The sequence below is a fragment of the Paenibacillus graminis genome (assembly GCF_000758705.1).
Lineage (GTDB): Bacteria > Bacillota > Bacilli > Paenibacillales > Paenibacillaceae > Paenibacillus_AQ > Paenibacillus_AQ graminis.
Map to the genome: position 1 here is coordinate 3,550,077 of NZ_CP009287.1, position 25,888 is coordinate 3,575,964.

Annotated in this window: 23 protein-coding genes; 18 read left to right on the forward strand and 5 right to left on the reverse strand. The window is 49.4% G+C overall.

All coding sequences use genetic code 11. The features are described 5' to 3' along the window. Positions 1-67 precede the first annotated feature (67 nt). From PGRAT_RS14780 to PGRAT_RS31220, 9 genes are all read left to right on the forward strand, one after another. The gene (locus tag PGRAT_RS14780) at positions 68-1,126 is read left to right on the forward strand and encodes a Gfo/Idh/MocA family protein (RefSeq protein ID WP_042268098.1); all 1,059 of its coding nucleotides are present in this window, start codon (positions 68-70) and stop codon (positions 1,124-1,126) included. A gap of 1 nt (position 1,127) precedes the next feature. Further along, positions 1,128-2,075 carry an AraC family transcriptional regulator gene (locus PGRAT_RS14785; protein WP_025704368.1) on the forward strand — a complete coding sequence of 316 codons (948 nt, stop codon included), beginning with the start codon at positions 1,128-1,130 and terminating at the stop codon, positions 2,073-2,075. Between the two features lie 12 nt (positions 2,076-2,087). After that, on the forward strand, positions 2,088-3,173 hold the full coding sequence (locus PGRAT_RS14790; RefSeq protein WP_025704367.1) for a Gfo/Idh/MocA family protein: 1,086 nt from the start codon (positions 2,088-2,090) through the stop codon (positions 3,171-3,173). Between the two features lie 219 nt (positions 3,174-3,392). Beyond that, complete coding sequence (locus PGRAT_RS14795; RefSeq protein WP_025704366.1) at positions 3,393-3,812, forward strand: hypothetical protein; 420 nt, start codon at positions 3,393-3,395, stop codon at positions 3,810-3,812. Between the two features lie 380 nt (positions 3,813-4,192). Continuing rightward, positions 4,193-5,746, forward strand: coding sequence for a lysine--tRNA ligase (gene lysS, locus PGRAT_RS14805; protein ID WP_025704364.1), 1,554 nt, complete (start codon positions 4,193-4,195; stop codon positions 5,744-5,746). 93 nt (positions 5,747-5,839) lie between these two features. Next, positions 5,840-6,559: a YebC/PmpR family DNA-binding transcriptional regulator gene (locus PGRAT_RS14810; RefSeq protein WP_025704363.1), complete on the forward strand. Its 720-nt coding sequence runs from the start codon at positions 5,840-5,842 to the stop codon at positions 6,557-6,559. Between the two features lie 260 nt (positions 6,560-6,819). Then, on the forward strand, positions 6,820-6,999 hold the full coding sequence (locus PGRAT_RS14815) for a hypothetical protein (protein ID WP_025704362.1): 180 nt from the start codon (positions 6,820-6,822) through the stop codon (positions 6,997-6,999). 299 nt (positions 7,000-7,298) lie between these two features. Then, positions 7,299-9,515, forward strand: a complete 2,217-nt coding sequence (locus tag PGRAT_RS14820; protein ID WP_025704361.1) for an NPCBM/NEW2 domain-containing protein — start codon at positions 7,299-7,301, stop codon at positions 9,513-9,515. Between the two features lie 107 nt (positions 9,516-9,622). Further along, a complete protein-coding gene (locus PGRAT_RS31220) occupies positions 9,623-9,880 on the forward strand; it encodes an NUDIX domain-containing protein (RefSeq protein WP_051424699.1) in 258 nt (85 codons plus the stop codon). A 49-nt stretch (positions 9,881-9,929) separates the two neighbouring features. Here PGRAT_RS31220 and PGRAT_RS14830 read toward each other — a convergent pair whose 3' ends face one another. After that, a complete protein-coding gene (locus PGRAT_RS14830) occupies positions 9,930-11,402 on the reverse strand; it encodes an amidase family protein (RefSeq protein ID WP_042266808.1) in 1,473 nt (490 codons plus the stop codon). A gap of 213 nt (positions 11,403-11,615) precedes the next feature. Between PGRAT_RS14830 and PGRAT_RS14835 the strand changes: the two genes are divergently transcribed. Both PGRAT_RS14835 and PGRAT_RS14840 read left to right on the forward strand, forming a co-directional pair. Further along, positions 11,616-12,380 carry a TSUP family transporter gene (locus tag PGRAT_RS14835; protein ID WP_025703654.1) on the forward strand — a complete coding sequence of 255 codons (765 nt, stop codon included), beginning with the start codon at positions 11,616-11,618 and terminating at the stop codon, positions 12,378-12,380. Positions 12,381-12,561: 181 nt separating this feature from the next. Beyond that, entirely contained in the window at positions 12,562-13,734 is a 1,173-nt protein-coding gene (locus PGRAT_RS14840) for an alanyl-tRNA editing protein (protein WP_025703653.1), read from the forward strand. 170 nt (positions 13,735-13,904) lie between these two features. On the opposite strand, the gene PGRAT_RS14845 is transcribed toward PGRAT_RS14840, so the two are convergent. Both PGRAT_RS14845 and PGRAT_RS14850 read right to left on the reverse strand, forming a co-directional pair. Further along, the gene (locus PGRAT_RS14845) at positions 13,905-15,008 is read right to left on the reverse strand and encodes a hypothetical protein (RefSeq protein ID WP_025703652.1); all 1,104 of its coding nucleotides are present in this window, start codon (positions 15,006-15,008) and stop codon (positions 13,905-13,907) included. A 3-nt stretch (positions 15,009-15,011) separates the two neighbouring features. Then, positions 15,012-15,587 (reverse strand): GNAT family N-acetyltransferase, encoded by a 576-nt coding sequence (locus PGRAT_RS14850; protein WP_025703651.1) that lies wholly within the window; start codon positions 15,585-15,587, stop codon positions 15,012-15,014. 131 nt (positions 15,588-15,718) lie between these two features. On the opposite strand from PGRAT_RS14850, the gene PGRAT_RS31675 reads away from it, so the two are divergent. From PGRAT_RS31675 to PGRAT_RS14880, 6 genes are all read left to right on the forward strand, one after another. Then, on the forward strand, positions 15,719-16,852 hold the full coding sequence (locus tag PGRAT_RS31675) for a copper amine oxidase N-terminal domain-containing protein (RefSeq protein ID WP_025703650.1): 1,134 nt from the start codon (positions 15,719-15,721) through the stop codon (positions 16,850-16,852). 184 nt (positions 16,853-17,036) lie between these two features. Next, positions 17,037-19,010 (forward strand): elongation factor G, encoded by a 1,974-nt coding sequence (locus PGRAT_RS14860; protein ID WP_025703649.1) that lies wholly within the window; start codon positions 17,037-17,039, stop codon positions 19,008-19,010. A gap of 87 nt (positions 19,011-19,097) precedes the next feature. Continuing rightward, the gene (locus PGRAT_RS14865) at positions 19,098-19,499 is read left to right on the forward strand and encodes an NUDIX hydrolase (RefSeq protein ID WP_025703648.1); all 402 of its coding nucleotides are present in this window, start codon (positions 19,098-19,100) and stop codon (positions 19,497-19,499) included. 191 nt (positions 19,500-19,690) lie between these two features. Continuing rightward, positions 19,691-20,116 (forward strand): DMT family transporter, encoded by a 426-nt coding sequence (locus PGRAT_RS14870; RefSeq protein WP_025703647.1) that lies wholly within the window; start codon positions 19,691-19,693, stop codon positions 20,114-20,116. Positions 20,117-20,131: 15 nt separating this feature from the next. Further along, on the forward strand, positions 20,132-20,836 hold the full coding sequence (locus tag PGRAT_RS14875; RefSeq protein ID WP_025703646.1) for a Crp/Fnr family transcriptional regulator: 705 nt from the start codon (positions 20,132-20,134) through the stop codon (positions 20,834-20,836). Positions 20,837-20,875: 39 nt separating this feature from the next. Beyond that, positions 20,876-21,370 (forward strand): DMT family transporter, encoded by a 495-nt coding sequence (locus PGRAT_RS14880; protein ID WP_025703645.1) that lies wholly within the window; start codon positions 20,876-20,878, stop codon positions 21,368-21,370. A gap of 90 nt (positions 21,371-21,460) precedes the next feature. Here PGRAT_RS14880 and PGRAT_RS14885 read toward each other — a convergent pair whose 3' ends face one another. Both PGRAT_RS14885 and PGRAT_RS14890 read right to left on the reverse strand, forming a co-directional pair. Beyond that, positions 21,461-22,513, reverse strand: coding sequence for an anthranilate phosphoribosyltransferase (locus PGRAT_RS14885; RefSeq protein ID WP_025703644.1), 1,053 nt, complete (start codon positions 22,511-22,513; stop codon positions 21,461-21,463). A gap of 12 nt (positions 22,514-22,525) precedes the next feature. Continuing rightward, complete coding sequence (locus PGRAT_RS14890) at positions 22,526-23,122, reverse strand: ANTAR domain-containing response regulator (RefSeq protein ID WP_025703643.1); 597 nt, start codon at positions 23,120-23,122, stop codon at positions 22,526-22,528. Between the two features lie 329 nt (positions 23,123-23,451). Here PGRAT_RS14890 and nirB point away from each other — a divergent pair, with 329 nt between their 5' ends. Next, on the forward strand, positions 23,452-25,881 hold the full coding sequence (gene nirB / locus PGRAT_RS14895) for a nitrite reductase large subunit NirB (RefSeq protein ID WP_036703138.1): 2,430 nt from the start codon (positions 23,452-23,454) through the stop codon (positions 25,879-25,881). Positions 25,882-25,888: the final 7 nt, after the last annotated feature.

Here is a 25,888-nt window from a genome sequence, read left to right on the forward strand (position 1 = left end):
CGCATACGAAGAATGGCGTAATTCCATATAATCAATGTCGCATATTTCTATTAAAAATACGCTTTTTATGTGCTATTTTAAATGGAGATGTCTGAATATTATATATTGGAGGTATAACGCTGTGACGCTTAGAATCGGTGTATTAAGCTTATGGCATGTGCACGCCTGGGATTATATCAAGCAGGTCCAGGAACATGAGGATACTGTGATCGCTGCCGTGTGGGATGAAGATCCCGTGCGGGGGCAGGCCGCCGCCGACCAGTTGAACGTTCCTTTTTTTGCTTCACTGGCCGATCTGCTTGCGGAGGAGGATATAGACGGCGTTATTGTGGATGCGCCGACCTCCCAGCATACGGAGGTACTGACCGCTGCGGCGCAAGCCGGAAAACACATTTTTACCGAAAAAGTGATTGCCGCCACGCTGAAAGAAGCCAACGCCGTTCTCTCTGAGGTTTCCAAGCAGCAGTTAACCTTGACCGTGTCCTTGCCTCGTCTGAATGACGGATATACCTTGGCGATTCAAGAGGTTCTTCATCAGGGCTTGCTCGGCACCATTACTTACGTCAGAGTGCGCTTGTCGCATGATGGAGCGGTTGCCGGTTGGCTGCCGGCCCATTTTTATAATCTGGAGGAGTGCCGGGGGGGAGCTTTGATTGATCTCGGATGCCATCCAATGTACCTTACCCGGCTCTTCCTGGGTGAACCCGTGACTGGGGTAAGCGCAAGCTTTGGTTATGTCACCGGCAAGGAAGTGGAAGATAATGCAGTGGCGGCCCTTTCCACGGATTCCGGAGCGATCGGTGTCGTCGAAGCAGGGTTCGTCAACAGCCATTCACCCTTTGCCATTGAAGTGCACGGTACCGAAGGGACACTGCTGTTCGGGACACCTGAGCAAAAGCTGTTAATTCGCACGAAGGCGGCAGGAGACGCCTATCAGGACTGGACCGAATGGCCTCTGCCGGCTCCCAATAAGAGCGCTTTCCAGCAATGGGTGGCTCATATCCAAGCGAATACTTTTGCCGAGGAAAATGTTCAGATCGCCTTAGAATTGACAAGGCTGATGGAAGCGGCGAACCTTGCGGCCAGGGAAGGCCGTACGATCCTTTTGAAAGCGCTGACCGATTAGGATGATCCGGGAAGGTGCCGTATGGAGCCGGTCTTCATTTGAGAAAATGTTCGAGAAGCAGGATATGCTGGAACGTCTCGATATTTGCATTGAATGGGGGCATTACGAGATCAGGGTGCTCCGCTTCCACTTGACCTCTTTTCCGGCAGGCAAAGTTGTAGATTTCCACAAACATGCGGAGTTCGAATTCCATTTCATCCCGCGCGGGCGGGGTAAGGTTATTCTCAGCGGACACCAATACCCTCTTTCGGAAGGCATGCTCTATCTGACGGGACCTGGGGTCATCCACTATCAGGAAGCGGATGCAGGGGAGGCTATGGACGAACTGTGCCTGCATGTGGATATTACTGCCAAAGAAAGGGAAGGCGTTGACCCTTGGGAAGCCGCCGAAGCCGAGGAGACCATGGTCAAGCTGCGGACTCTGCCTGCGGTTCCGGCGCATGATTATCATCGGGCGATGCACTGCTTTTTGGAAGCCTACGATGCATGTGACGAGAAACTGCTCGGATATTACACTTCTATTAAACAACTGGTGATCAGTATCTTGTTAAAAACCATCAGGGCGTATGACAGCGGGGACCATCGGGCAGAAGCACCAGTGCGGAATATGGCAGCGTACAGATATGAATATGCGGTCCAGTATATGGAAGCCAATCATAAAACCCCTGTCACCTTGGACAATGTGGCGGAAAAGCTCCATATCAGCAGCAGACAGCTGCAGCGGATCTTCAAACAGGTTCAGCCGGAACGGCCATTTAGCCGGATTCTTGAGGAAATCCGCCTGCAGGCAGTATGCCGTGCCCTGGAAGAGAACTTCTCCTCCATTGAGCAGATCGCCCAAGATTCGGGATTTACCAATGCAAATTATCTGCATGCTGTGTTCCGCAAACGTATGGGCATGACGCCCGCAGCGTTTCGTGCGATGAGGCAGCAATCCAATTCAAAGTGAGGGTGACTTTACATGAGTGCAACGTATCGGATAGGCATTATTGGGTGTGGGGGTATCGCAAATGGCAAACATCTTCCCAGTCTAAGCAAGCTTCAAAATGTAGAGCTGGCTGCTTTTTGTGACATTGTTGAAGAACGGGCGGAAGAGGCCTGCCAGAAGTATGGAAGCGCAGAGGCGAAAGTGTATGCCTCATACACAGAGTTATTAAAAGATGATTCGCTTGATATTGTCCATGTGCTAACTCCCAACATCTCCCATGCGGAAATTTCAATCGCTGCCTTGGAGGCCGGTAAACATGTGATGTGTGAAAAGCCAATGGCCAAAACAGCCGCTGAAGCCAAAGCGATGCTCGAAGCCGCCAAACGGACCGGCAAAAAACTGACGATTGGCTATAATAACCGTTTCAGGGAGGACAGCTTATATTTAAAGCAGCTATGCGAAGCCGGGGAGCTTGGCTCCATTTATTTTGCCAAAGCCCATGCTATCCGCCGCAGAGCTGTACCGACCTGGGGCGTGTTTCTGGATGAAGAGAAACAGGGCGGCGGACCGTTGATTGATATCGGCACCCATGCGCTCGATTTGACCCTGTGGATGATGGACAACTATCAGCCTAAGGTGGTTCTGGGCACTACCCACCACGAGCTTTCGAAGCGAGAGAATGCAGCCAATGCATGGGGGCCGTGGGACCCGAAGCAATTTTCGGTAGAGGATTCGGCCTTCGGGATGATTGTCATGGAGAATGGTGCCACCATTATGCTGGAGTCCAGCTGGGCACTGAATTCGCTGGATGTCGATGAGGCCAAATGCAGTCTCAGCGGAACAGAAGCGGGAGCCGACATGAAGCAAGGACTGCGCATTAATGGTGAAAAGCTGGGCCGCTTGTATACGAACGAAATTGAGCTTAGTGCGGGCGGAGTAGCCTTTTACGAAGGCAGACAGGAAAGCGCGCCGGATACCGAAATGCGCCAATGGATCGAGGCAATTGACCAAGATAAAGAACCTGTGGTGACGCCTGAACAGGCTTACGTGGTATCCCGGATATTAGAAGCGCTCTATGAATCCTCCCGTACGGGTAAAGCTATTTATATGAATGAATAGGGCAGCAGGCTGCGCTTCATCAAAGAAATCGCCAGGGAAGTCTGGCAATAAATCGAAATAGATAGAAGTCCACACTTTTCAATTTGTGAAAAAATATAAACAAGATATCTTCTCGCCCGAACTAAGGATATACTGGACAAAGCAAGTATTCCAACCAGTAAGGTGGAATATGTTCAAATGTGCTTGTGCTTCAGCTTAGTTGACTAGGGGGCGGATTCAATGGGGGTCCTTTCAAGTATCCTTGAGTATTACGATGTCATTGAGGAAAAACTGGAAATTTTTATTTTTGATAACACGTCGATTATGTTTGCTGAATTCGCATCGGATCTTATGCAGGACGGTACCATGAAGTGGGCCAGGCTGAAACCGTATGAAGCCCATATGCAAGCGCATATCCTGACAGAGTATGTTCGTCTAACCGCCTGGTGCTCATTAATTCTGCGGAATGTGAACAGCCCCAACCTTTCAGCATTCGAACAAAGCACTGGCAATGTGCAGAGCTATATCGAGCAGGATACGATTCTAATGTTGACTACCTTGAAGGATATTTTCGCGGAAATTAAAAACGAGCTGGATGTTCAGCGGGAGATTATCGCTCAGCCTTACAAGGGTTCCCTTTTGAAAAATTTGATTGGATAATGACTTTTTATTGTGATTTTGTTATAGTGGCTATATTGGAAAAGCATAACATTTCAGCGATGAAGAGAAGAGTAATCAGGCGGCATCGTTCACAGAGAGCTTCGGAAGTGGTGAAACGGAGCAGCGGTGTGCTTGACGAAAAAAGTCTCCGAGCCTCATACGGAATTGGGCGTTGCGCCCAAGGATGCTATGACGGGATCTCCCGTTACAGAGATAGGGTATAAGCGTAATGGCCGTACCCGAAGAGGCGGATGTGGCAACATGTTCGCGAACAGAGGTGGTACCACGGCGCTGATTACAGCTCTCGTCCTCAAGATGACAATCTTGCGGATGAGGGCTTTTTTGTTTGTTTTTCACATTAATTGTTGAGGTGATTGTTCATGCATTGGTCAGAAAAAATAGCAAGCCGGTTAATCGATAACCACCCGGGGCAGCAGACATTCGTGTGCGCATCGGGGATCAGTCCTTCGGGCCACATCCATATCGGGAATTTCCGGGAGATTGTGACGACGTATTTTGTAAGCAGGGCGCTCGAAAAAGCGGGCAAACAGGTGCGGTTTATTTTTTCATGGGATGATTTCGACCGGTTCCGCAAGGTTCCAGTTCAAGTAGATCCAAGCTTCGGGCAGTATATTGGCAGACCCTACACGCAGGTTCCTTGTCCTTATGGGTGCCACACCTCCTATGCGGAGCATTTTGAGCAGGAATTTGAAGAGGCGCTCCAGGCGTTTGGAATCCGGCCGGAATTTATTTATCAGAGCAAGGAGTATCAGTCCCGCCGGTATGCACCCGGAATTCTTCATGCGCTGCGCAGCAGAGGTGAAATCTATGACATTCTGATGTCGTTCAAAACAGGTAAAGCCAGCGAAGCGGACAGAGCCGCATTCTATCCCGTCAGTATCTATTGCGCAGATTGTGGTAGGGACTCGACCACGGTGCATTCTTTTGAGGAAGAAAAAGCGCTATTAACCTACAGCTGTGCATGCGGACATCATAGCAGTCTGTCTGTTCCCGAGGCGGATAATATCAAGCTGCAATGGAAAATCGACTGGCCGATGCGCTGGAACATGGAGCAGGTGCTGTTTGAGCCTGGAGGCCGCGACCATTCGTCGGAAACAGGCAGTTATAATGTAGCTTCAGTCATCTCGGAGCGGATATTTGGAAAGGCGCCGCCCATGTATGAGCCTTATGAATTCATTAGAATTAAAGGGAGCTTTGCCAAAATGTCCAGTTCATCCGGGAACAACTACACACCAGATGATCTGCTGAAGGTCTATGCGCCGGAAAATATTCTCTTCCTGTTCGCCAAATATCAGCCGGGTGCCGCGTTTCATATCGGGATGGATGAAGATGTGCTGCGCAACTATACGGAATATGAGCGTTACCGGAAAGCATACGACTCCCATACCCTCACGGATGATCTTCGCGCTGCGGTGGAGCTTTCCCTGATTGATCCGATGGACGATAACACTCCCGGCTTCGGACCCGTTGCTGGCTTGCTGCCCTTGATTCATTTTGACCGCCAATTACTGCTGGAGATTATGACACGGAACGGGGAAAAAGTAGATGTTAAGCGGCTGGAGCAGACAGCGGAACGGGCAGAATATTGGGTCAAACACTGGATGCCGCAAAAGCTGGTCACTGTAAATACCCGCCGTGATGACGCACGCTATGAAACATTGGAAGCTCACGAGCGAGGGTGGCTGGATGCTTTTTGCAGGCTGCTGAGAGCCGGCGGAATGGAGGATGAGCCGCTGATGACGGAGATCTATGCCATTTGTTATGACGAGGATAAAAAAAGAATGAAGAACAATCAAAAACGCTTGTTCACGTTAATCTATCAGCTGGTGCTGGGCCGGGAGACGGGGCCGCGAATCCCCGTACTGATTCAGGCGGTAGGGATGGAAAAGCTGCTGGCATTGCTGGATTTTTAGCGGGACCGTGACTGCCCTTTACGGGATATATCGAACAGAGGTATAATATGTAGGACTGTTTATAATTAATGTTGGAAAGTGAGCGGGAACAATATGGGTCGTAAATGGAATAATATTAAAGAAAAGAAGGCATCCAAGGATGCCAATACAAGTAAGGTATACGCCAAATTTGGCGTAGAAATTTATGTGGCAGCGAAGAAGGGTGAACCGGACCCGGAGTCGAACCGTGCGCTGAAGGTCGTGCTGGAGCGCGCCAAAACGTACAATGTGCCGAAGGCCATTATCGACCGGGCCCTCGACAAAGCCAAAGGCAGCGGCGACGAAAACTACGTGGAACTGCGCTATGAAGGTTTCGGTCCAAGCGGTTCGATGATCATCATCGATGCACTGACCAACAACGTTAACCGGACTGCCCCTCTGGTGCGGTCCGCATTCAGCAAAAACGGCGGCAATATGGGTGTCAGCGGTTCAGTAACCTATATGTTCGAGCCTACAGCGGTTATTGGCCTGGAAGGCAAAACGGCGGACGAAGTGATGGAATTGCTGATTGAAGCGGATGTCGATGTACGCGATGTGCTGGAAGAGGACGAAGCCGTGATCGTCTATGCTGAACCTGACCAGTTCCATGCGGTTCAAGAGGTTTTCCGGAGTGCCGGGATTACAGATTTCACCGTAGCTGAGCTGACCATGCTTCCGCAGAACTATGTGAGTCTTCCAGAGGATGCCGAAGCGCAGTTCGAGAAGCTGATCGACGCTTTGGAAGAACTGGACGATGTGCAGCAGGTATATCATAACGTAGATTCGGAAGAATAGGATTGCGGTCTTGTATAATAGAATTGCTTCATGCCAAAGCCGGACAGGCAGATCAACGATCTGCTTATCCGGCTTTTTTTTGTGAACAAGCTTATTCCTGTTTGAGTATTTATCCCAATCTACGTAAGATGTATAAACTTCACCGTGGATTGCCACAATAAGCTGAAGAGAACCCAGTTCAGGAGCGTATGCTTCCGAAGCCGTTTGGTATGAAGCTCTTTCAGGAAGCAGCGCTAACAAAACTTATAGGAGGCAACACAGTGGAGAATCACACCAAACCGGACAAGAATTTGATCAACACGGTAGAGGAGCTGAACAATGCTCCGGTGACCAGCCAGGAAGCGCAGCAAATGGAGCAGAAGAAACTCGATATCCGTAAAGAAGCGCTGCGGGATGATAAAACCACGTATAAGAAAAATGAGCAGAATACGTATAAGTGAGAAGTTAAAAAAAGGGTATTGAATATACGGGTGGCAGGGAAGGTTCCTGCCGCTTTTTTTGTTCCGGAATTTTTTCCGGGAAGTAATAGGTCACATTTTAAATAACAAATAATGTTAATAAAAGAAGAATAAATTTGAATTTGAAGCAATAGAGATAAATGGTGTTATTTGATAAATGGTAAAAAACGTAATGTAATTGTGTCATAATCGTCTGAAATTTATGTACTACTTACCCAGATGGATATGCCAGCATTTAGATGCTAGCTATGCATAAATTTAATTCATTTTAGGAGGATTTGATGAGAAAATTTAAGAAGTCGCTTCAGATTTTATCACTAATGGTGGTAACAGCAGTTGTAGTATCTGTCTCGCCATCTGGGGGGGTTCTAGCCCAAAGTTCAGAGGCAGCCATTACACAGCAAAGTAATCTTGTTGTTCAGCGGAATTTTGAAGTAAAAGCCCTTGGAGATATATGGGCGGAAGGCGAGCGGGAGCGCAGAGCAGCGGGGTATGCGGATGCCCGGAAAATATTTCAGCCAACCGGTCTATATGCAAAAGCCAATGAACAAATTGAGATTGAAGTCTCCGGTGACAAACCAATTACAGCGGTTATTGGGACACATCAACATGATAAAGAGTGGGCGATTAGATATCCATTAAAAACAGGTAAAAACACAATTTCCTCACCAAATGGCGGGTTGTTGTCTTTTGATAACAGCAACAATGAAGGTAGTATTAATGTAAATGTAGTGAGTGGGGGGAGTCCTGTTCCATTCTTTGTATTAGGCAAGAATACCAAAGAGGATTGGCAGGCAATGATGAGTGCTTATCCTGATGCACCTTCTGTTGTTCTTCAATCAGAAAAAGCTCTCTTAATCTTCACATATGCTTCTGCTAAAGACCACATCTTGAATCAAGACCCCATTCCTGTTTTACAGACTTATGATAAGTTTATTGCAGCACAGGATAAAATTTCCGGACTTTCAAATTCTGATTCTGATCCTAGACACCGGTTAGATAAGCATTTGATTGGAATCATTGAATCACCAACATACACAGGAGGAGCGTATGCATATGCAAGCTGGGATGGTGCAATTATGCCCACAAAGACTGGAGCAAATGCGGATGCTTTAAACCTTACAAGGATGGGTTGGGGGCAGTATCATGAGGCAGGTCATTTGAGACAACAAGGGCCTTGGACTTGGAGTGAGATGGGTGAGGTGACAGTTAATCTATATTCTCTAGCTGCTAAGAAGGTTCTTTACCCTACTGAACCTGCAAGGTCACAAGGTGAGTACTTAGCTGCTTTCTTGTTTGTAGACCAGCCAACCAAGGATTTTAAAGACTCTGATTCAAAATTAGAAATGTTGTGGCAGCTTAATCTTGCTTTTGGGGATAACTTCTACCCGGATTTACATCGATTATATCGTGAGATGGCAAAAGCTGATCTGCCGACTACAGATGATCAGAAAAAACAAGCATTTATTCTAAGCACTTCAAAAGTAGCTCACTATGACTTGACGCCTTTCTTTGATAAATGGGGTTTGACTGCAACAGATGAAACACGAAACAAGATTAAATCATTGAATGTACCTCTTCTAACTGCACCCATTTGGTTTGGATCAGATTATAACATCATTAAACCGACTGATGGAATAGATAAGGTAAAAGGTATCATTGGGATAACAACAAATAGCCAAGAGACTTCAAGTGCTTATGATCCTGCAATAAATGCATTTGATGGAAATACAAATAGTATCTGGCACAGCGAATGGAATAAACCCAATCAGTTCCCATACAATATTACAGCAAAGTACGCCAGTCCATCTACATTCTTCAAACTAACCTATCTCCCACGACAAACTGGAGATAATGGTATTATTACAAATTATAGAATCTTAACTAGTCTTGACGGGGTAACATTCACTGAAGTTGCAACAGGCACTTGGGCAAAGGACAACACAGAAAAGACAGTAAATTTCACGCCTACTCTTGCTAAATATGTTCGGCTTGAAGTACCTCAAGGTGGCGGTACCAATGGTTTTGCCTCTGCAAGTGAGATTAAAATCTTTGAAACCGATCCAGTAACACCACAACCTGTTACAACGTATCTCAGCGATATGGATTGGTTTTCTGCAACAACAGGTTGGGGCACAATCCAAAAAGATCGTAGTATTGATGGAAATGCACTTAAGTTAAATAACACGGCCTATACAAAAGGTTTGAGCACGCATGCTAACAGTGAAATTGTCTACAAACTGGATGGGCAGTACACATCCTTTGGCGCGCTAGTTGGGGTAGATGATGAGGTGGGTTCGGTAGGTTCTGTGGAGTTCCAAGTTATTGTAGACAATCAAGTTGTATTCTCCAGTGGTGTAATGCATAATTATACAGAGCCCAAAGAGGTAAACGTTAATCTTACTGGAAAGAATGAGCTAAAACTAATTGTAACAGATGGTCAAGATGGTACAAATAGTGACCATGCTGATTGGGTAAATGCCCGGCTTATCAAATAGTATTGTAAGATAAAAGCACGTCCAAAAGAGAGGAGTCATTTCCTCTCTTTAGTTTTAGGGTTGATTGACAATATGTAGCTTTAATTCTCCTGTCCGTATCCTTAGCGATGGAGCATGAAGCAGCAGCCCGTGAACTGCAGGAGGAATGCGGCGCTGCTGTTCATCTCAAGGATCTCAAGATGCTCGGGGTTATGCATATCAAGACTACTGATGATGAACGGGTTGATTTTTTCTTCACTGCTAACCGGTGGCAGGGTGAGATTGTGAATGCTGAACCGGATAAATGTGATGATTTGCGATGGTTCCCCCTGGACCAGCTTCCCGGGAACATGATCCCTTTTGTAAAGCAGGCGTTAGATGATTAGCGGGATGGTAGCTGGTTTGCAAGTCATGGCTGGAAATAAGTGTGTCCAATTAATCGAATACCGGTTGTTTACGGTGTTTGGTGTGCTGCTCGAAAGAATACGCTATTGCAATTAGAGCGGGCTCGCTGAATGCTTTACCGGCGAAAGTGACTCCAAAAGGCCTTCCGTTCTCCATATATCCTGCCGGAACGGCAATCGAGGGATACCCCGCCCTGGCCGACAAGTCTGCACCGATGTAAGCAGGGAACATTATCGCATCCAGCTGGTATCGTTCAATGGCATAGTCAATGCCCTCTTGCCGGGCAAGGTGCAAATCCAAGATTGACTCCTGAATATATTTACTGTCATTCAAAAGATCGGCCAGGCTTTCTCTATACTCCAAAATATCCTGGCCGTACCGCAGCGCTTGTTCCGCATGATCTTGGTTCCAATTTATTAACTCTGACAATGTATTTACAGGCATATGGGCAGGAAGGTTGTGTAGAAAATTTTGAATTCCATGCTTGAATTCCATATTTATTTTGTTGAACCTCCAAGGACCATGGAATGAGGGGATTTCAATGGGCTTCACAACCTGTGCACCAGCTTTCGTCAGATCGGAAATCACTTGATTAAACAGAATTTCATCATACTCACCAGAACATTTTACATGTTCTGGTATTTCAGAGTAGACTCCGATTTTCGCTCCGCGTAAGCCTTCAACGTTCAAATAACGGGTATAATCCTGTTCCCCGTCTGACCATACATACCTCCAAGTTGCGGGATCGCTTTCATCTCTTCCTGCAAGCACTCCAAGAAGTATCGCTGCATCGGACACACTTTTGGCTAGTGGGCCTGCTGTATCCTGCGAGTATGAATAAGGAATTATTCCCGTACGGCTTATTAAGCCCACTGTCGGCTTGATCCCGACAACGGACATCTGTACTGCCGGACTCAGAATGGAAGCAGAGGTTTCCGTTCCAACCGCTGCGGCTGCAAAATTCATCGCAGCTGCTGCCGCCGATCCGGTGCTTGACCCGCCGACAAAAAATTCTCCATAAGGATGAGTAACCTGACCGCCCCTTGAACTGTAACCCGCCCACATACTCGACGAAATACCGTTAGCCCACTCTGTCATATTGGTTTTGCCCAGGAGGATGACACCCGCTTCTCTTAATTTACTGACTATGCTAGCATCCTCTGGACTTATATGCTGTGCCAATGCCAGGGCACCGGCACTGGTGTGCATTTTGTCACGGGTACCGATATTATCCTTTAACAGAATAGGAATACCGTGAAGTAATCCCCGTCTGCTTGCATACTTCCGTTCCAGATCAAGGGCTTCCGCCAGAAAAATAGCGTCGGGATTAATCTCCATGATGGCATTGATGTGCGGACCATCCTGATCGTACTCAGCAATTCGGGTTAAATAATAAAATACCAGATCTTTTGAAGTCAGGATTCCTTGTTCCATGGCCTCTTGTAATTCGAAGATATTTGCCTCGTCCAAATTCAGATTCTCATATTTATAATCATTTCGCATACACAGCCCCCCCAAATCTCATTATTCTTTTAAAAATAGCGCATGTTCCATTGAATGTATCATGATAATGATTTCTTGGGTGGGATTTATTGATTAAAATCGACTATTACTGCAAACTATCATCCAAGAATTCTCTGGTACCCTCCCTTGAAATTGTGTATGCTGGAGTTTGTTTGAACGCTTTTGACATTCCTGCAGGAGGCTTTGCGCAATATGGAACATGGCAGTATGGCAATGATTGCGGTTTTGGTGATTTGCGGTTTTTTGGCCGGGGTGATTGATTCAGTTGTCGGAGGCGGTGGGCTGATTGCCATCCCCGCGCTGCTCTCGGCCGGAATTCCGCTCCCGCTGCTGCTTGGCAGCAATAAATTGGCCGGGACGTTGTGCTCGTTCACCAGTACGGCGTCTTTTGTACGCTCCGGGAAGATCGATTTCGAACTGGTCAAGTTTTTGATTCCGTTTTCTATGGTTGGTGCGGTGGCTGGATCGCTGACGGTCCGGCAGGTGCCTTCGGAGTTTCTGAAGCCGCTCGTGATCGTGATGCTGATTGTAATAACGGTCTATACCTTGTTCAAAAAATCCTGGGGTGACGTCTCAACGTTCTCCCCTGGCAGCAAAAAATCTCTGCTGACCGGCATGGGCATTGCCCTGGTCATTGGATTTTATGACGGCTTCTTCGGCCCGGGGACCGGCTCGTTCCTGATCTTTGCCTTTCTCATGCTGGGTTTTGAATTTGTCACTGCCGCGGGCAATGCCAAGATGCTTAATTTCGCCAGCAATATTGCAAGTCTTTTGACGTTTGCCGCTGTTGGTTCAGTTAGCCTGTACTATGGACTGGTTCTGGGCATCCCGATGGTTATCGGTGCAATAGTCGGATCAAGGATCGCCATCCGTAAAGGAGCCAGTTATATCCGCCCGCTGTTCATCGCAGTTACTGTGATCTTGATCGGGAAGCAAATATGGGATACGATGCACTAAGACCAGCAGTGGAGTTGATATTATGGAGATCCAAAAAGTACATAAAGAAGCCGTCTGGCAGCTTAGGCATGAAGTCATGTGGCCTGAGCGGGAGTTTGATTATGTAGGGCGGTAAAGAATACATCATCATGGAGAAGCACTTCGGCTCCGCCGGAGACAGAAGCAGAAAGGAACCCTGATTATGACAAAAAAACTGTATTACGAGTCGGCTTATTTGAAAGATTGGCATACATCCATAAGCCAGGTTGTAGAACGTGAGGACGGACTGTACCTAATTCTGGAGGAAACCGCATTCTATCCGCATGGGGGCGGACAGCCTTGTGATGCCGGAACCATTGCGGGAATTCCCGTGCTCGATGTCATCCTTGAAGAGGACGAAGTGCTGCACAAGGTTGAGCGTCTACCGGATGGAGGCCAAGTAAGCTGCCAGCTTGACTGGAACCGCCGGTTCGATCATATGCAGCAGCACAGCGGCCAGCATCTGCTGTCAGCGGTATTCCGCGAGCTGTTCCAGGCCATGACCTTAAGCTTTCACCTGGGCAATGATTATGCGACCATCGACATTGAACTCCAGGAGCTGACGTTAGATCAGCTGGCGGCGGCAGAGCGGGAGGTCAACCGTCAGGTTGTGCTGGACCGAAATATCGTGAGCTATTTGGTTACCCCCGAGGAAATGGCCGGCCTGCCACTGGTGAAGCTGCCTAAGGTTACCGAGAATATCCGAATTGTTGAGATCGCGGGAGTGGAACATAACGCCTGCGGCGGGACTCATGTAGCTTCTACAGGAGCCATCGGGATGGTCAAGCTGCTGAGGGCGGAGAAGCAGAAGGGCAATATCCGGATCACCTTCAAATGCGGGGGGCGGGCACTGGATGAAGCGAACGATAATCAACGCATCCTCGGCGCCCTTTCTGCTAAGTTCAATACAGGCAAAGATGAAATTATAGACCGGATCGAAAAGTGGGAAGCCGAGCAGAAGCAGCTTCTGGCTGAGCTGGCAGTACTCAGAGAACAGAACGATATGCATCTGGCAAAAGAAATGTTGTCGGTGCTTGGGCCCGAAGCAAGGGTGGTTGCGCACATTTTTGAGGATAAGTCACTGAAGGATTTGCAGAGTTTGGCCGCCAAACTGACTGCAAATACTGAACTCCCTGTACTGCTGCTGACCGCAATGGAGAACAAAGTGGTCCTGGCTTGCAGCAGCAGTGCCGGATTGTCCTGTGGAGCATTCTTCAAAGCCCATCTGAGTGGATTCCAGGGAAAAGGCGGCGGCAGCGATAAAATGGCCCAAGCCGGGTTCCCGGCGTGGGACGAGGTAATGAAATTCTATGAGTTTGCTAAAGTACATTTATAGCATTTGTTTAGCATTCGCATAGAAAAACAGCGCTGGGGGGCTTCCGCTGCTTAACCCAGCTCACCCGACAGCCTTATTATTTGTTGCGCGTCGCTTAATACTACTGTTCTGATTAGCAAGTGTAGTACCTCCAGTATTCTTATGTGAGATTCTGTCCGTGCTTGTTGTGTTCATCTAAAGGTTAATTGCTTCCCGGCAAAACGGCCAGACTCATCGATCTCAAGAAATACATTCGCATATGGATGGTAGGAATCAGGGCATAGCTTCTCATCGGAGAATTCCGTTTCACCTGTATCGGGATTCAGTATCGACAGGCCATTTTCCGGTCCCCACATTACAATCCTGCCGTTCACTGCGGCCATTTGACCTTGCGGATAATACATGCCTCCATTAATTAGTGGTTTCGTCCGGTAAGCAGGCACTGGAATAAACAGCCCCTTCTGTTCTCCGGTTTGCACATCGAATATAGCCAGAAAGTGAGAGTACAGGTGTTTGCCATAATCCTTCATATCCTCTTCCTCGTACATATCGATGGACAGTTGACCCCAAATAGCCAGGGTAGACGGATCAAGCCAGACTACGGGTTGATCCCAATCCTCCATCTGCTCCCCAAGCTTCCGCAAAGTAGCTCCATCCTCCGATTCCCAGCAGTTACTGAGCCAGGCCGAAAGACTCCAGGATCGTATCGAAGCGATAGGATGCCATATCCAACCTGTATCAATGATCCAGTCCCCTTGAGGGGAGATATGAATTTTGCCATGAAAATAATCGAGATCATGTTCCGGGTGTTGTCCGTCAGCATAGGGTGGACTCTGGCGGGCAGACATATTTTCACCAGAACGGACATCCAGCAGATCCAACCGGTTCCATTCTGTACCGTGAATCAACAGCGTCCGGCCCTCATATTCAGCAAAAGCGAGCGGGAAAGTACAGACATCATAATGATAATCCCCCCGTGACAGCAGCGTGATCAGCTTGGAATCTTGAAGATCGTACAGCGCCGCATACTGGCCAAATCTTCCCGAAACCGCAGCGAAGCGTTCATCTGCCGAAACTACAATCTGGACAGGCTCCTGCAATTCCAGACCGGGAATATCCACATGCAGCAGCATTGCGGCGCGTCCAGTATGCAAATCGATTTGCCAGAGATCACTATTCTGATCCAACGCAAGCAGAGAGACGGCATCCTTGCCAGTTCCTTTTATAGCCTGAATTGCTGCAGGTTTTCCCGGATACGCCGCAAGGTCAGGATAAGTAATATTTTCAATAGGCATTGTTCATACTCCTTCGCTCTCCCTCTTCCGAAAAGACTTCCTATGAAAATCAGTAATCCGGCCGAATAAAGCTTGTCCGTCATCCGTAACGGTAAAATCCCGGGTGAGCGGCATCACCATGGCCCGGTAAGGCTCAGGCAGCCAGATGTATTGATGCACATACTCCGTGACCCTAAAACCGCAGTGTTCCCAAAAATGAACTCTTGCCGCATCTTCTTCCGTATCGCCTGCTTCTACTTCGATCAGAACCGCCTGAATGTCATGCTTCCGCACTGCCCAGTCGCGGATATTCTCCAGAAACTTTCTTCCCAGGCCCTGGCCGCGGAGCCCGGCATCTACAGCCATATAGTCGATGATTAGCATCCGTTCCGCAGCGGGCCTGCTAAGCCCCGTAACAGCCATCGCCGCGAGCTTTCCGTCCAGGTATCCGGTATGCAGCCAGGCGATTTTTTTGTCGAGCATGGCACGAAGTATGCCCACAGGTTTGGCTCCGTGCGGGAAAGCTTCCCGGTAGAGCGGTTCAATCGCTGCCCACCGTGCGTCATCCCACTTATCGTAAGTATTGAACTCAAATGTCATGTATGTCGCCTCCAGGATCATCATAGCAGAGCGGATCTCACGAAGTAAAATGAAGACTGGCCTTGAGTTAGCAACCTTTCCCAGTTTAATGCGTCCAATTCCTTAGGACAAATTAAAAGGAGACTCTGTGAATGAAGAAATGGAAGTTATCACTGGCCGTTTTTGCTGCAATTTGGCTTGCCTTAAGCGCCGGAACAGTACATGCGAGAGAAACCGGAATTGTATTGAACGACAAGCATACCCCGATGGGCAGCAGTCAGATAATCGTGGCAGGTGCAACATGGGTACCATTGAAGGAACTGGCTGATTCGATGGGCTATGCGCTCTCCTGGAATCAGAAGACTGCAACCGCTAAGCTGGTGCGTCCGGGGCGTGAAGTGATTTTTACAGCCAAATCCAAAATGGTGAAAATGAATGATTCGACCGCAACGATCGCCAAAGCCCCTAATATTCTCAAAGGTAAAGTGTATGTCCCCCTGGTCTCTTCAGTCAGTATATTGGGCGGCAAAACCTGGACGGACAAGAGCAGCGGCAACATCATGCTGACGGATGAACCGAGGTTTACGTTGTCTGCCATCCAGGGCAGAACGTATTGGGTATCGCAGAAGAGCGGAGAAATCTTTCTGAGTGCTTCATCAGGGAGCAAGCCGGAATCCATAGGGAAATTTCCTCTGGGCGAAACACCTTACTCTTTCTGGTTACAGATTAAAAGTGCGGGGAAAGGCAGCGATTTGCTGCTTTTAATAGACAAACACTATGCTATGTTCAATGACTTCAGCAATGGCTACCAGGCCCTAATCAAGAACGGCAAAGTTCTGAAACAAATGGACTATCACTACATCATTGTTACCTATCCGCACGCTGCGGAGATCCCGACAAAACAGCTGTATATGACAGACGGCAAAAATGTGCAGTATATTAATGCCGACGGCAGTCTCGGCAAGCTGTTTGAACTGGAGAAGACTACAGGAAGGACAGGTGACTTTACGGTTGAGTATGCGGCTGAAGATATCGCGCTTGTCCGCAATCTGGAGCATACCGAGCTGTTTGCGGTCCATACCCGCTCAGGGGAAACCACGAATTTAAGCGCGAAACTGATTAGCTCCGCAGACCGCAAGGACTGGGACACAGCAGATGGCAGGGACACGTATGTGGTGACCAAAATGCTCGTACTCAAAAAACGTGAAGGAAATGTGCTGACATTCAACTATACAGGGATGATGGATGGAAAAGTGCATCAAGTGGTCTATACCATAACCAAATAATAAGGTATGGGGGACCGGAGCGCTGGACCTTCCATTGCGGAACCTTCATAATAGAAGAAGGAGTTGACCCGTACATATGGCGAGCGATTACTGTGAGCAAAGACTGCGCCGCCTGAACCGGGAGGCGATTGATCTGTGACAGATCCATTGCCCCTATATCCGTGGAGGTGTATCGTATTACCCTATGAACAATATTACCATCGGACTGCTCGCGCATGTCGACGCCGGTAAAACCACTTTTGCCGAGCAGCTGCTTTATCATACACAGGCAATACGCAGCCGGGGCAGAGTGGACCATAAGGATACCTTTCTGGATACCCATGAGATTGAAAAAGCGCGCGGAATTACCGTGTTTGCCGACCAGGCAGAGTTTATATACGGAGATACGCGCTATTTTCTGCTGGATACTCCCGGACACGTCGATTTCTCACCGGAGATGGAGCGGGCGCTGCAGGTTCTGGATTATGCTGTAGTGATTGTCAGCGCCGTCGAAGGTGTGGAAGGCCATACGGAAACCGTCTGGCAGCTGCTGCGCAGCCACGGGATTCCGACCTTCTTTTTTATCAATAAAACGGACCGGACCGGAGCGGATCCGCAGCGTGTGTTCGCAGAAATCCGCAGCGGGCTGAGCAGCAGTGCAGTGCTGCTCCCGCAATCCGAAAGCGGTGAAATCTCTGAGGAGTTGAGGGTTTTCCTGGCTGAACGCGATGAACGATTGCTCGATGCTTATTTCGAAGGGGCAATGAACGATGCCGGTTGGCGGGAAGCGATGAGGTCCATGGTCCGGGAAGGCACCCTATTCCCGTGTATGGCGGGCTCTGCTTTGCTGGATGTAGGCATTGATGTATTTCTGGACAGGCTGAAGTCCCTGACCGTAACAGATTATGATGCCGGGCTGCCTTTTGCAGGCAGGGTGTACAAAATCCGTCATGATGAGAAGGGGACCCGGATTACCTATATCAAAGCATTGCAGGGAGTGCTCAAGGTAAGGGAAGAGCTGAATTGTGGAGCGTCAGAGGAGGCGGAACCTGAGCGGATTACCGGAATCCGCAAAGTGAATGGCCTGAAGTATGTCTCGGTGGATTGGGCAGCGGCGGGTGAGCTGTTTGCAGTCACCGGGCTGTCGGCCGTGAGGCCGGGTGACGGTGTTGGGGTGCTGCAGGACAGACGGGACAGCGAACTGGTCCCAACGCTGAAATCCAAGGTGCTGTTCGAGCCGCCGGTGCATCTGAAGGAGGTGCTTACGGCCTTTCAACTGCTGGGAGCAGAGGACCCTTCTCTGAATGTGAGCTGGGATATGACCCTGCAGGAGCTGCATATTCAGGTGATGGGCCAGATTCAGCTGGAGATTCTGGAGCAGATCCTGCGGGAACAGTTCATGATTCCGGTGGCGTTTGGCCCGCCGGAGATTCTATACAAGGAGACAATAGCTGCCCCGGTGTTTGGCTGCGGACATTTTGAGCCGCTGAAGCACTATGCCGAGGTGCTGCTGAGGATGGAACCGGGTGAACGGGGCAGCGGCCTGGTATTCGTCAACAAGTGCCATCCCGATGATCTGGCAGCGGGCTATCAGCACCAAGTCGGGCAATATCTGCTGGAGAGCGGACATCATGGACTGCTTACGGGTTCGCCGCTCACCGATCTGCGGATGACACTGCTGAGCGGAAGAGCCCATAACAAGCATACGCATGGCGGTGATTTCCGTGAAGCGGCGCTCCGCGCCTTGCGCCAGGGGCTGGAACAGGCTGAGAATATTCTGCTGGAGCCGGTCTATGACCTCAAAATCAGGATAGACACCGATGACCTTGGAAAAGTAATGACAGACATCCAGCAGGCGAACGGCAGCTTCGGCCCACCGGAGATCACCGGCACCAAAGCAGTGATCACCGGCAAGGTGCCGGTAGCCACTTTTTTGAATTACGGTGTCCGGCTGGCTGCGATGACCCAAGGGAAAGGCGCACTCTCGCTTAAGGTTGCCGAGTACCAGCCTTGTCACCAGACGGAGTCAGTCATCGCACTCAAAAATTACAATAAGGATGCCGATCCGGCGTATCCCTCATCATCTATCTTTTGCGCCAAAGGCCAGTCCTACTCCGTCCCTTGGGATGAAGCACAAGCGCATATGCACATTAAAAACGATTTTGGACCCATCAGCTGATCTGCCGGGACATATGTCCTTTCCTAATCTCCGGATATGTTTTTTAATTAGGACCGGAAGAGAAGAAGCTGAGGAGGATTACTGGAAATGTACGGAATCATCGATAAAGTTGCCTGGATTGTAATCTCAGATGGAAGAGTGCTGGGTGCGCGGTCCAAAGGCAAAGATACTTATTATTTTCCCGGAGGAAAAAGAGAGTCCGGCGAGACGGATGTCCAGACGCTGATCCGGGAAGTCAAAGAAGAGCTGTCCGTGGACATCCTGTCCGACACAGTCACACCTTTCGGTATCTTTGAAGCTGCCGCCCATGGCAAAGCGGAAGGTGTACAGGTGAAGATGGCTTGTTATACAGCCGATTACACGGGAGAATTGGCTCCAGCCTCGGAAATTGCCGAGATCGCTTGGCTTGGCTATGAAGACCGGGAGCGGGTGTCGGCTGTCAGCCGGATGATTTTTGACCAGCTCCATGAGCTGAAGCTGCTGGATTAATGTACATATGCGGCAGCTCTGCGTATAATTCAAGCCCGTCTGAAGCCCGTTTGCGGCCTAAGACGGGTTTTGTGCTGTCTCTGGACAGTCGCTCCCGGAGGACCGCTTACGCTGCTCAGGACATATGTCCTACCGCAAATGCTGAATATGTCTTTTAATGAATACAGAGATTAAGACAGAGGAGAGAACTTATGAAAGGGATTATTTTTGCTTTTATCGGCGGGGCCTGCATTACACTGCAAGGGGTAGCCAACGCCAGGATCAGCCAGGATATTGGCACCTGGCAGGCTGCAACGGTTACCCAATTTACCGGATTCGTAATGGCACTGATGATTCTGCTGTTCGTACGGGATGCGAAGAAGCAGGGGGTTAAGCAGGTCAAACCTTTATATCTGTTCGGCGGGGCGCTGGCGGCATTTGTTATTTTCAGCGAAGTTACCGCTATTCAAGACATCGGAGTGACACTTACCATCTCTGCACTGCTGATCGCCCAGCTCTGCCTGACCTTTCTGATTGATATCAGCGGGTGGTTCGGAGTGGTGAAGCAGAAGATGCGTCTGCCGCAGTTCATCGGGATCGGGATGATGATTGCCGGTGTGGTGATTTTGAAATTTTAAGGATGGGAGCGGGCTATGAAAGAAATTCAGGATCGGGAGCAGCTTCAGGCACATATTGCGGCACATTCCCTGACGGCTATTTTTAATGAACAGCTTAGTGGACATCTGCATCTCTACAGCTTTGCACAAGGGGAGCATATCTGCTCCAAAGGGGACCCTTCCGAATATCTATATGTTCTGGTCAAAGGAAAGCTCAAAATCTTCACGGCCACTCCTGAAGGAAAAACGCTGATTATCTGCTTCAAAACACCGCTGGAGCTGATCGGTGATGTCGAATACATTCAAGGCACGGAAATGATTAATACGGTGGAAGCCGTGTCCCCGGTGCATATGCTTGGCATAGAGTACCGCTGGCTGAACAAATACGGCAAGGATCATCCGCCGCTCCTGAATTTTTTGCTGGAGATTATTACCCACAAGTTCTACCGTAAATCTAATTTCCTCAGCTTGAATCTGATGCATCCTGTTGAGGTGCGGCTAGCCAGTTATTTGCTGTCCATCTCCTATGATGAATCCGACCCTAACTTTACAGGCCAACTGAGTACGATCAACCTGACCGATACCGCCAATTTCATTGGAACGAGCTACAGGCATTTGAACCGGGTCATTCAAAAGCTTACGCAAAACGGCCTCATTGAGCGGGGAAACGGACATCTTCTGGTAAAAGACAAGGCAGGGCTTACCGCACTCGCGAGCCGCAACATCTATGAGCCCAACTGAAAGACATAAGATTAAGCTTTTGAACGGAGTGATTTTGAAATGTTAATAGGATTAATTTTGGCGCTGATCGCCGGTTGCCTGGTAAGTTTACAGAATATTTTCAACAGCAAAGTCAATGAGCATACGGGATCTTGGTCTACTACAACCTTGGTATTGGGCATGGGATTTATCGCTTCACTGCTGATGGGACTGATTATGGAAGGTAAAAACATGTTCACTCTGCAGCATATGCAGCTCTGGTATTGGTTCAGCGGCATGATTGGCGTAGGTGTGGTCATCTGCCTGGTGCAGGCCACCCGGCTGCTCGGACCTACTTATGCCATTTCCATCGTACTCACCTCGCAGCTGGGATTTGCACTTCTATGGGATTCGCTGGGCTGGCTGGGCCTGACCAAGGTGCCGTTTTCCTTCAATCAGCTTATCGGCGTGCTGATTATTGTTGGAGGGATTCTGGTGTTCAAGTTAGGAGGGGCGCGTGAGCCTCAAGGCGATTCTTCAACAGGCAAGCCGCAGCGTGCACTGAATTTGAAGTGAGAAGGAATACTCTGCGGCATTTGAAAAAGTTGTGGATAGTAAAAAACGCGCATCCGTATGAGTACGGGTACGCGCTTTTTTTGTGTATGTTCAGATGGACAAGCCGGATTCTGACGGCGTTTTGCTGCCAAGCAGTGAGCTTTTCCATTTCAAATAGACTGCCCAGGCGTCGCCGTTATCCAGCAGATGCTTGCAGGTGTAGACACCTTCTTCAATCGAATTGACTCTTCCGGCCAGATGCAGGCGGGCAGCCCCATTTAGCAGCACTTGATTGTAAAAGGCGAGATGTCCGCCACCTTGCAGCACAGCTTCCGCTGCCGACAATTGCAGCCGGGGAGTCCAGTCCATCTCCGGCACCGGCGTTTCAAGGCCCAGCAGTTCCGGATCAATGATATCTAGTTGGGCTGTCCCATCGGCAACGTAATATACCCGGTTCGGGCGGTCGATATAGAGATCTTCGGAGCCTTCCGATCCCTGTACAACCAGGCCTTTGCGGTAGCCAAGCTTAAGAATCATTCTGGAGATGCGGTCAAAAACCGTATTGTGATAGATTCCAAATACGATATAGGGAGAGCAGGCATAATCAATGAACTTTTCTACCGTATTAAAGATCGTCCGCATGCCAATATCCTCACGAAGCTGGCGGATAGACGCAAGCGGCGGACACCACCCTTCCGCATGGACGTACAGCACTCCGCTTTTGCCTGCCGATTCCACCACTTCTGCCCGGCTGAGCGCGGTCACCTCAACCCCCGATTCCTGAATAATATCCTGCAGGGTGATCCCCCATTTAGGCGGTAATGAGGCTGACCCGTGAAGGGTGACAGGAAGCCCCGCCGCAGCGCATAAGAAGGAAGTCGGGAACGTTGCGGCAAAAGACTTCTTCCGGCCATCATAAGGCCCGGCGCAATCCAGACCCTGCTGTACAGGTTCACGGTGGGCGTATTTGCGGCAGACAGACACAAAGGCCTCGAGCTCTTCAATGCTTTCCAGCTTGATCCGCTCCGCAATCAAAAAGGCACCGATCTGCACAGGGGAAGCACTCAGACCCAGAATCGACTCTGCTGCGTATTCCGCTTCCTGGTAGCTTAAATCACGGGCCCCCCGTTTGCCCCGGGCGACTTCTTTTAGAATATTAATCATATGGGATTCTCCTTAAGTTTGATCCTGCAGCAGTTGATACACTTTGACTATAGAAGTAGCTACATCAACCATCCGCTTGCGTTCATTCATGGCTTGCTTGCGAAGAAGGTCATAGGCTTCGGATTCGCTGATATTCTTGGCTTTGGAGAGGATGCCTTTGGCCATATCGATCCATTTCCGCTCTTCAATCCGTGACAGCAGCTGCTCCCGCTCCTTGAGCCACTGCTGGCGCTCGAAGCATTGCCTTGCACTGAAATGAAGAATCCAGTGAATCTCCTGAGGCTGCATAGAAGGAGATAAAATTCCGTCCACCATAATATCATCTTCGCAGGCGGCAACCGATAAGGTTGCCGTTGATGAAGTGCACCACCATAGAATTGGAGCGGTTTTACACTGCATCAGTGATGTTCTCCAGGAGGCGATCTCTGTAACCGGCAAATCTAGGATAGAGGCATCCGCATCGCTGATCATCAGCTTTGCCTCCTCTGGAGAAGCTGCCGCCGTGACCACATAACCACAGGAACGAAGCAGGGAGTCCGGTCCTGTTGATGAACGCTCTTCTGTGACGTTCTCTGTTTTGTTATTCTGGATAATCAACAGGGAATGCATAGTTTGACGCTCCTTTTTACTTCGTAGTCATCGGGTGGAAGTATTGCATCTTAGATACGTAAGAATGATGATGTAATATTATATAACACACATTACATGATTTTGTCGATAAATTAAAATTATAAAATTTTATGTGTTAACAATATTGACGTAATTAGAATTCCTGTAGTATAGTCGGGTTAAGAATTTCAACAAGTCTACGAATACAATGGTGTATTCGCTTGAAGCGGCAATGGCGCCTGCTTTCACTTTTCACAACGGGAGATATATGTTTCCGTGTGGAGTGAAGCGGGCTTTTTCTGTTGTCCACATGGAGAGGAGAGAGACAGATGACAGACATTCGCAAGAAACTCGTATTGGTGGGCAATGGGATGGCCGGAGTGCGGGCTATCGAGCACTTATTGAAATTGTCCCCGGAGGCTTATGAGATTACCATCTTCGGCTCAGAGCCGCATCCCAATTACAACCGGATTATGCTGTCCTCTGTTCTGGCAGGCGGCTCCAGCATGGAGGAGATCATTATCAATGATCTGGAATGGTACCACAGCCATGGCATCCGGTTGTATATGGGGCACACAATCACCTCCATTGATACTGCTGAGCGTAAAGTATACTCCGATAAAGGAATAGTATTGCCGTATGATGAGCTGATTCTGGCGACAGGCTCCAATCCGTTCATGCTCCCGCTCCCTGGAGCCGAGAAGGAAGGGGTCATTGCTTTCCGCGATATCAAGGATTGCCAGATCATGCAGGAAACCTCACAGAGCTACCGCAAAGCCGTGGTGATCGGCGGCGGGCTTCTGGGTCTGGAGGCGGCCAGAGGATTGCTGCATCTGGGGATGGAGGTCTCCGTTGTACACATCCATCCCTATATCATGGAGCGCCAGTTGGATGAACCGGCATCCGTGATGCTCCGCAAAGAGCTGGAAGAGCAGGGAATGAAGTTTCTGCTGAACAAGCAGTCTGAGGCGATTCTCGGTAAAAAGAGAGTCAAAGGCCTGTTGTTCGCAGACGGGGAGATTGCCGATGCGGATCTGATTGTGATGGCTGTCGGCATCAAACCCAATGTGGAGCTGGCGCAGAAAAGCGGAGTCCAGACAAACCGGGGGATCGTCGTTAATGATTATATGGAAACCAATATTCCCGGCGTCTATGCCGTGGGGGAATGTGCGGAGCACAGGGGGATTGCCTACGGGCTTGTAGCACCGCTGTATGAACAAGGCGCAGTTCTTGCCAAAAGACTGGCTCAGGTTCCTACGGATGGCTACTCGGGTTCGGTAACATCAACCAAGCTGAAGGTGTCCGGTGTCGACGTATTCTCAGCAGGCCAGTTCACAGAGCGGCCCGGCACCAGAGCCCTCCGGTATCAGGACGAGATCGAAGGGATCTATAAGAAACTGGTTATCCAGGATGACCAGCTGGTCGGCGCCGTTTTATTCGGGGATACCGGCGATGGTGCCCAGCTCTTCTCCATGATCAAAAATGGCGAAAACATTAAAGGAAAAGAAAAGGAGCTGCTGCTCGGCATATCCTCAGATGCGCTGGCTTCTCCCAAAGGCAACCGGCTCGAAGGAATGGCCGATGACGAAATCATCTGCGGCTGCAACGGGGTATCCAAAAGCGCCATTGCCGAAGCGATTCAGTCCGGAGGCTGTACGAGTGTCGGCGAGATCAAAGCCTGCACCAAAGCCTCCGCATCCTGCGGCGGCTGCAAACCGCTGGTGGAAGGGCTTCTGCAATTATATGCCGGAGATAATGTGGTAACGGTTAAAGAAGGCATCTGCGGCTGCACCACACTGGGACGGGACGAAATTGTCGCTGAAATCCGGCGGATGGAGCTGAAGACCGTCAAGGAAGTCATGAATGTCCTGGAATGGAATACGGAAGAAGGCTGTGCTAAATGCCGCCCTTCTCTAAATTACTATTTGGGGATGCTGTGGCCTGAAGAATATATCGATGAAAAAGAATCCCGGATCACGAATGAGCGCTATCATGCCAATATTCAGAAAGACGGAACCTACTCCGTTGTCCCCCGGATATACGGCGGCGTAACCTCACCGGCTGAACTGATGAAAATTGCCGAGGTTGCCGCCAAATTTGAAGTTCCGCTGGTGAAGTTCACTGGAGGACAGAGACTGGACCTGCTCGGTGTCAAAAAAGAAGACCTGCCCAAGATGTGGGAAGAGCTGGATATGCCTTCGGGCCACGCCTACGGCAAGACGCTCCGTACAGTCAAAACCTGCGTCGGCTCGACCTTCTGCCGCTTCGGTACCCAGGATGCCATGGGTATGGGAGTCCGGCTGGAGAAAGCATTCGAGCGGCTGAATACACCGGGCAAAGTGAAGCTTGCGGTATCCGGCTGTCCGCGCAATTGCGCGGAAGCAACGATTAAGGATTTTGGCGTGGTAGCCATCGATGGCGGCTGGGAGCTGCATATCGGAGGTAACGGTGGCGTGCATGTACGGGCCACGGATCTGCTCTGTGTGGTCAAAACCGATGATGAGGTCCTGGAATGGGCCAGCGCATTCCTGCAATATTACCGCGAACAGGCCGGCTGGAATGAGCGGACCGCGCAATGGGTGGAGCGGGTAGGACTAGACAGTATCAAGGAAGTGCTGGAGGTACGGGAGAACCGGCTTGCCCTTCAGGAGAGAATCCTCACCGCGCTTAGTGTGACAACCGATCCATGGAAGCAGATTGTGAATGAGCCGGAGCTGCGTAAGAATTTCGAGCAGTTATCCGAAATGAAGACGGTATAGGAGGGAA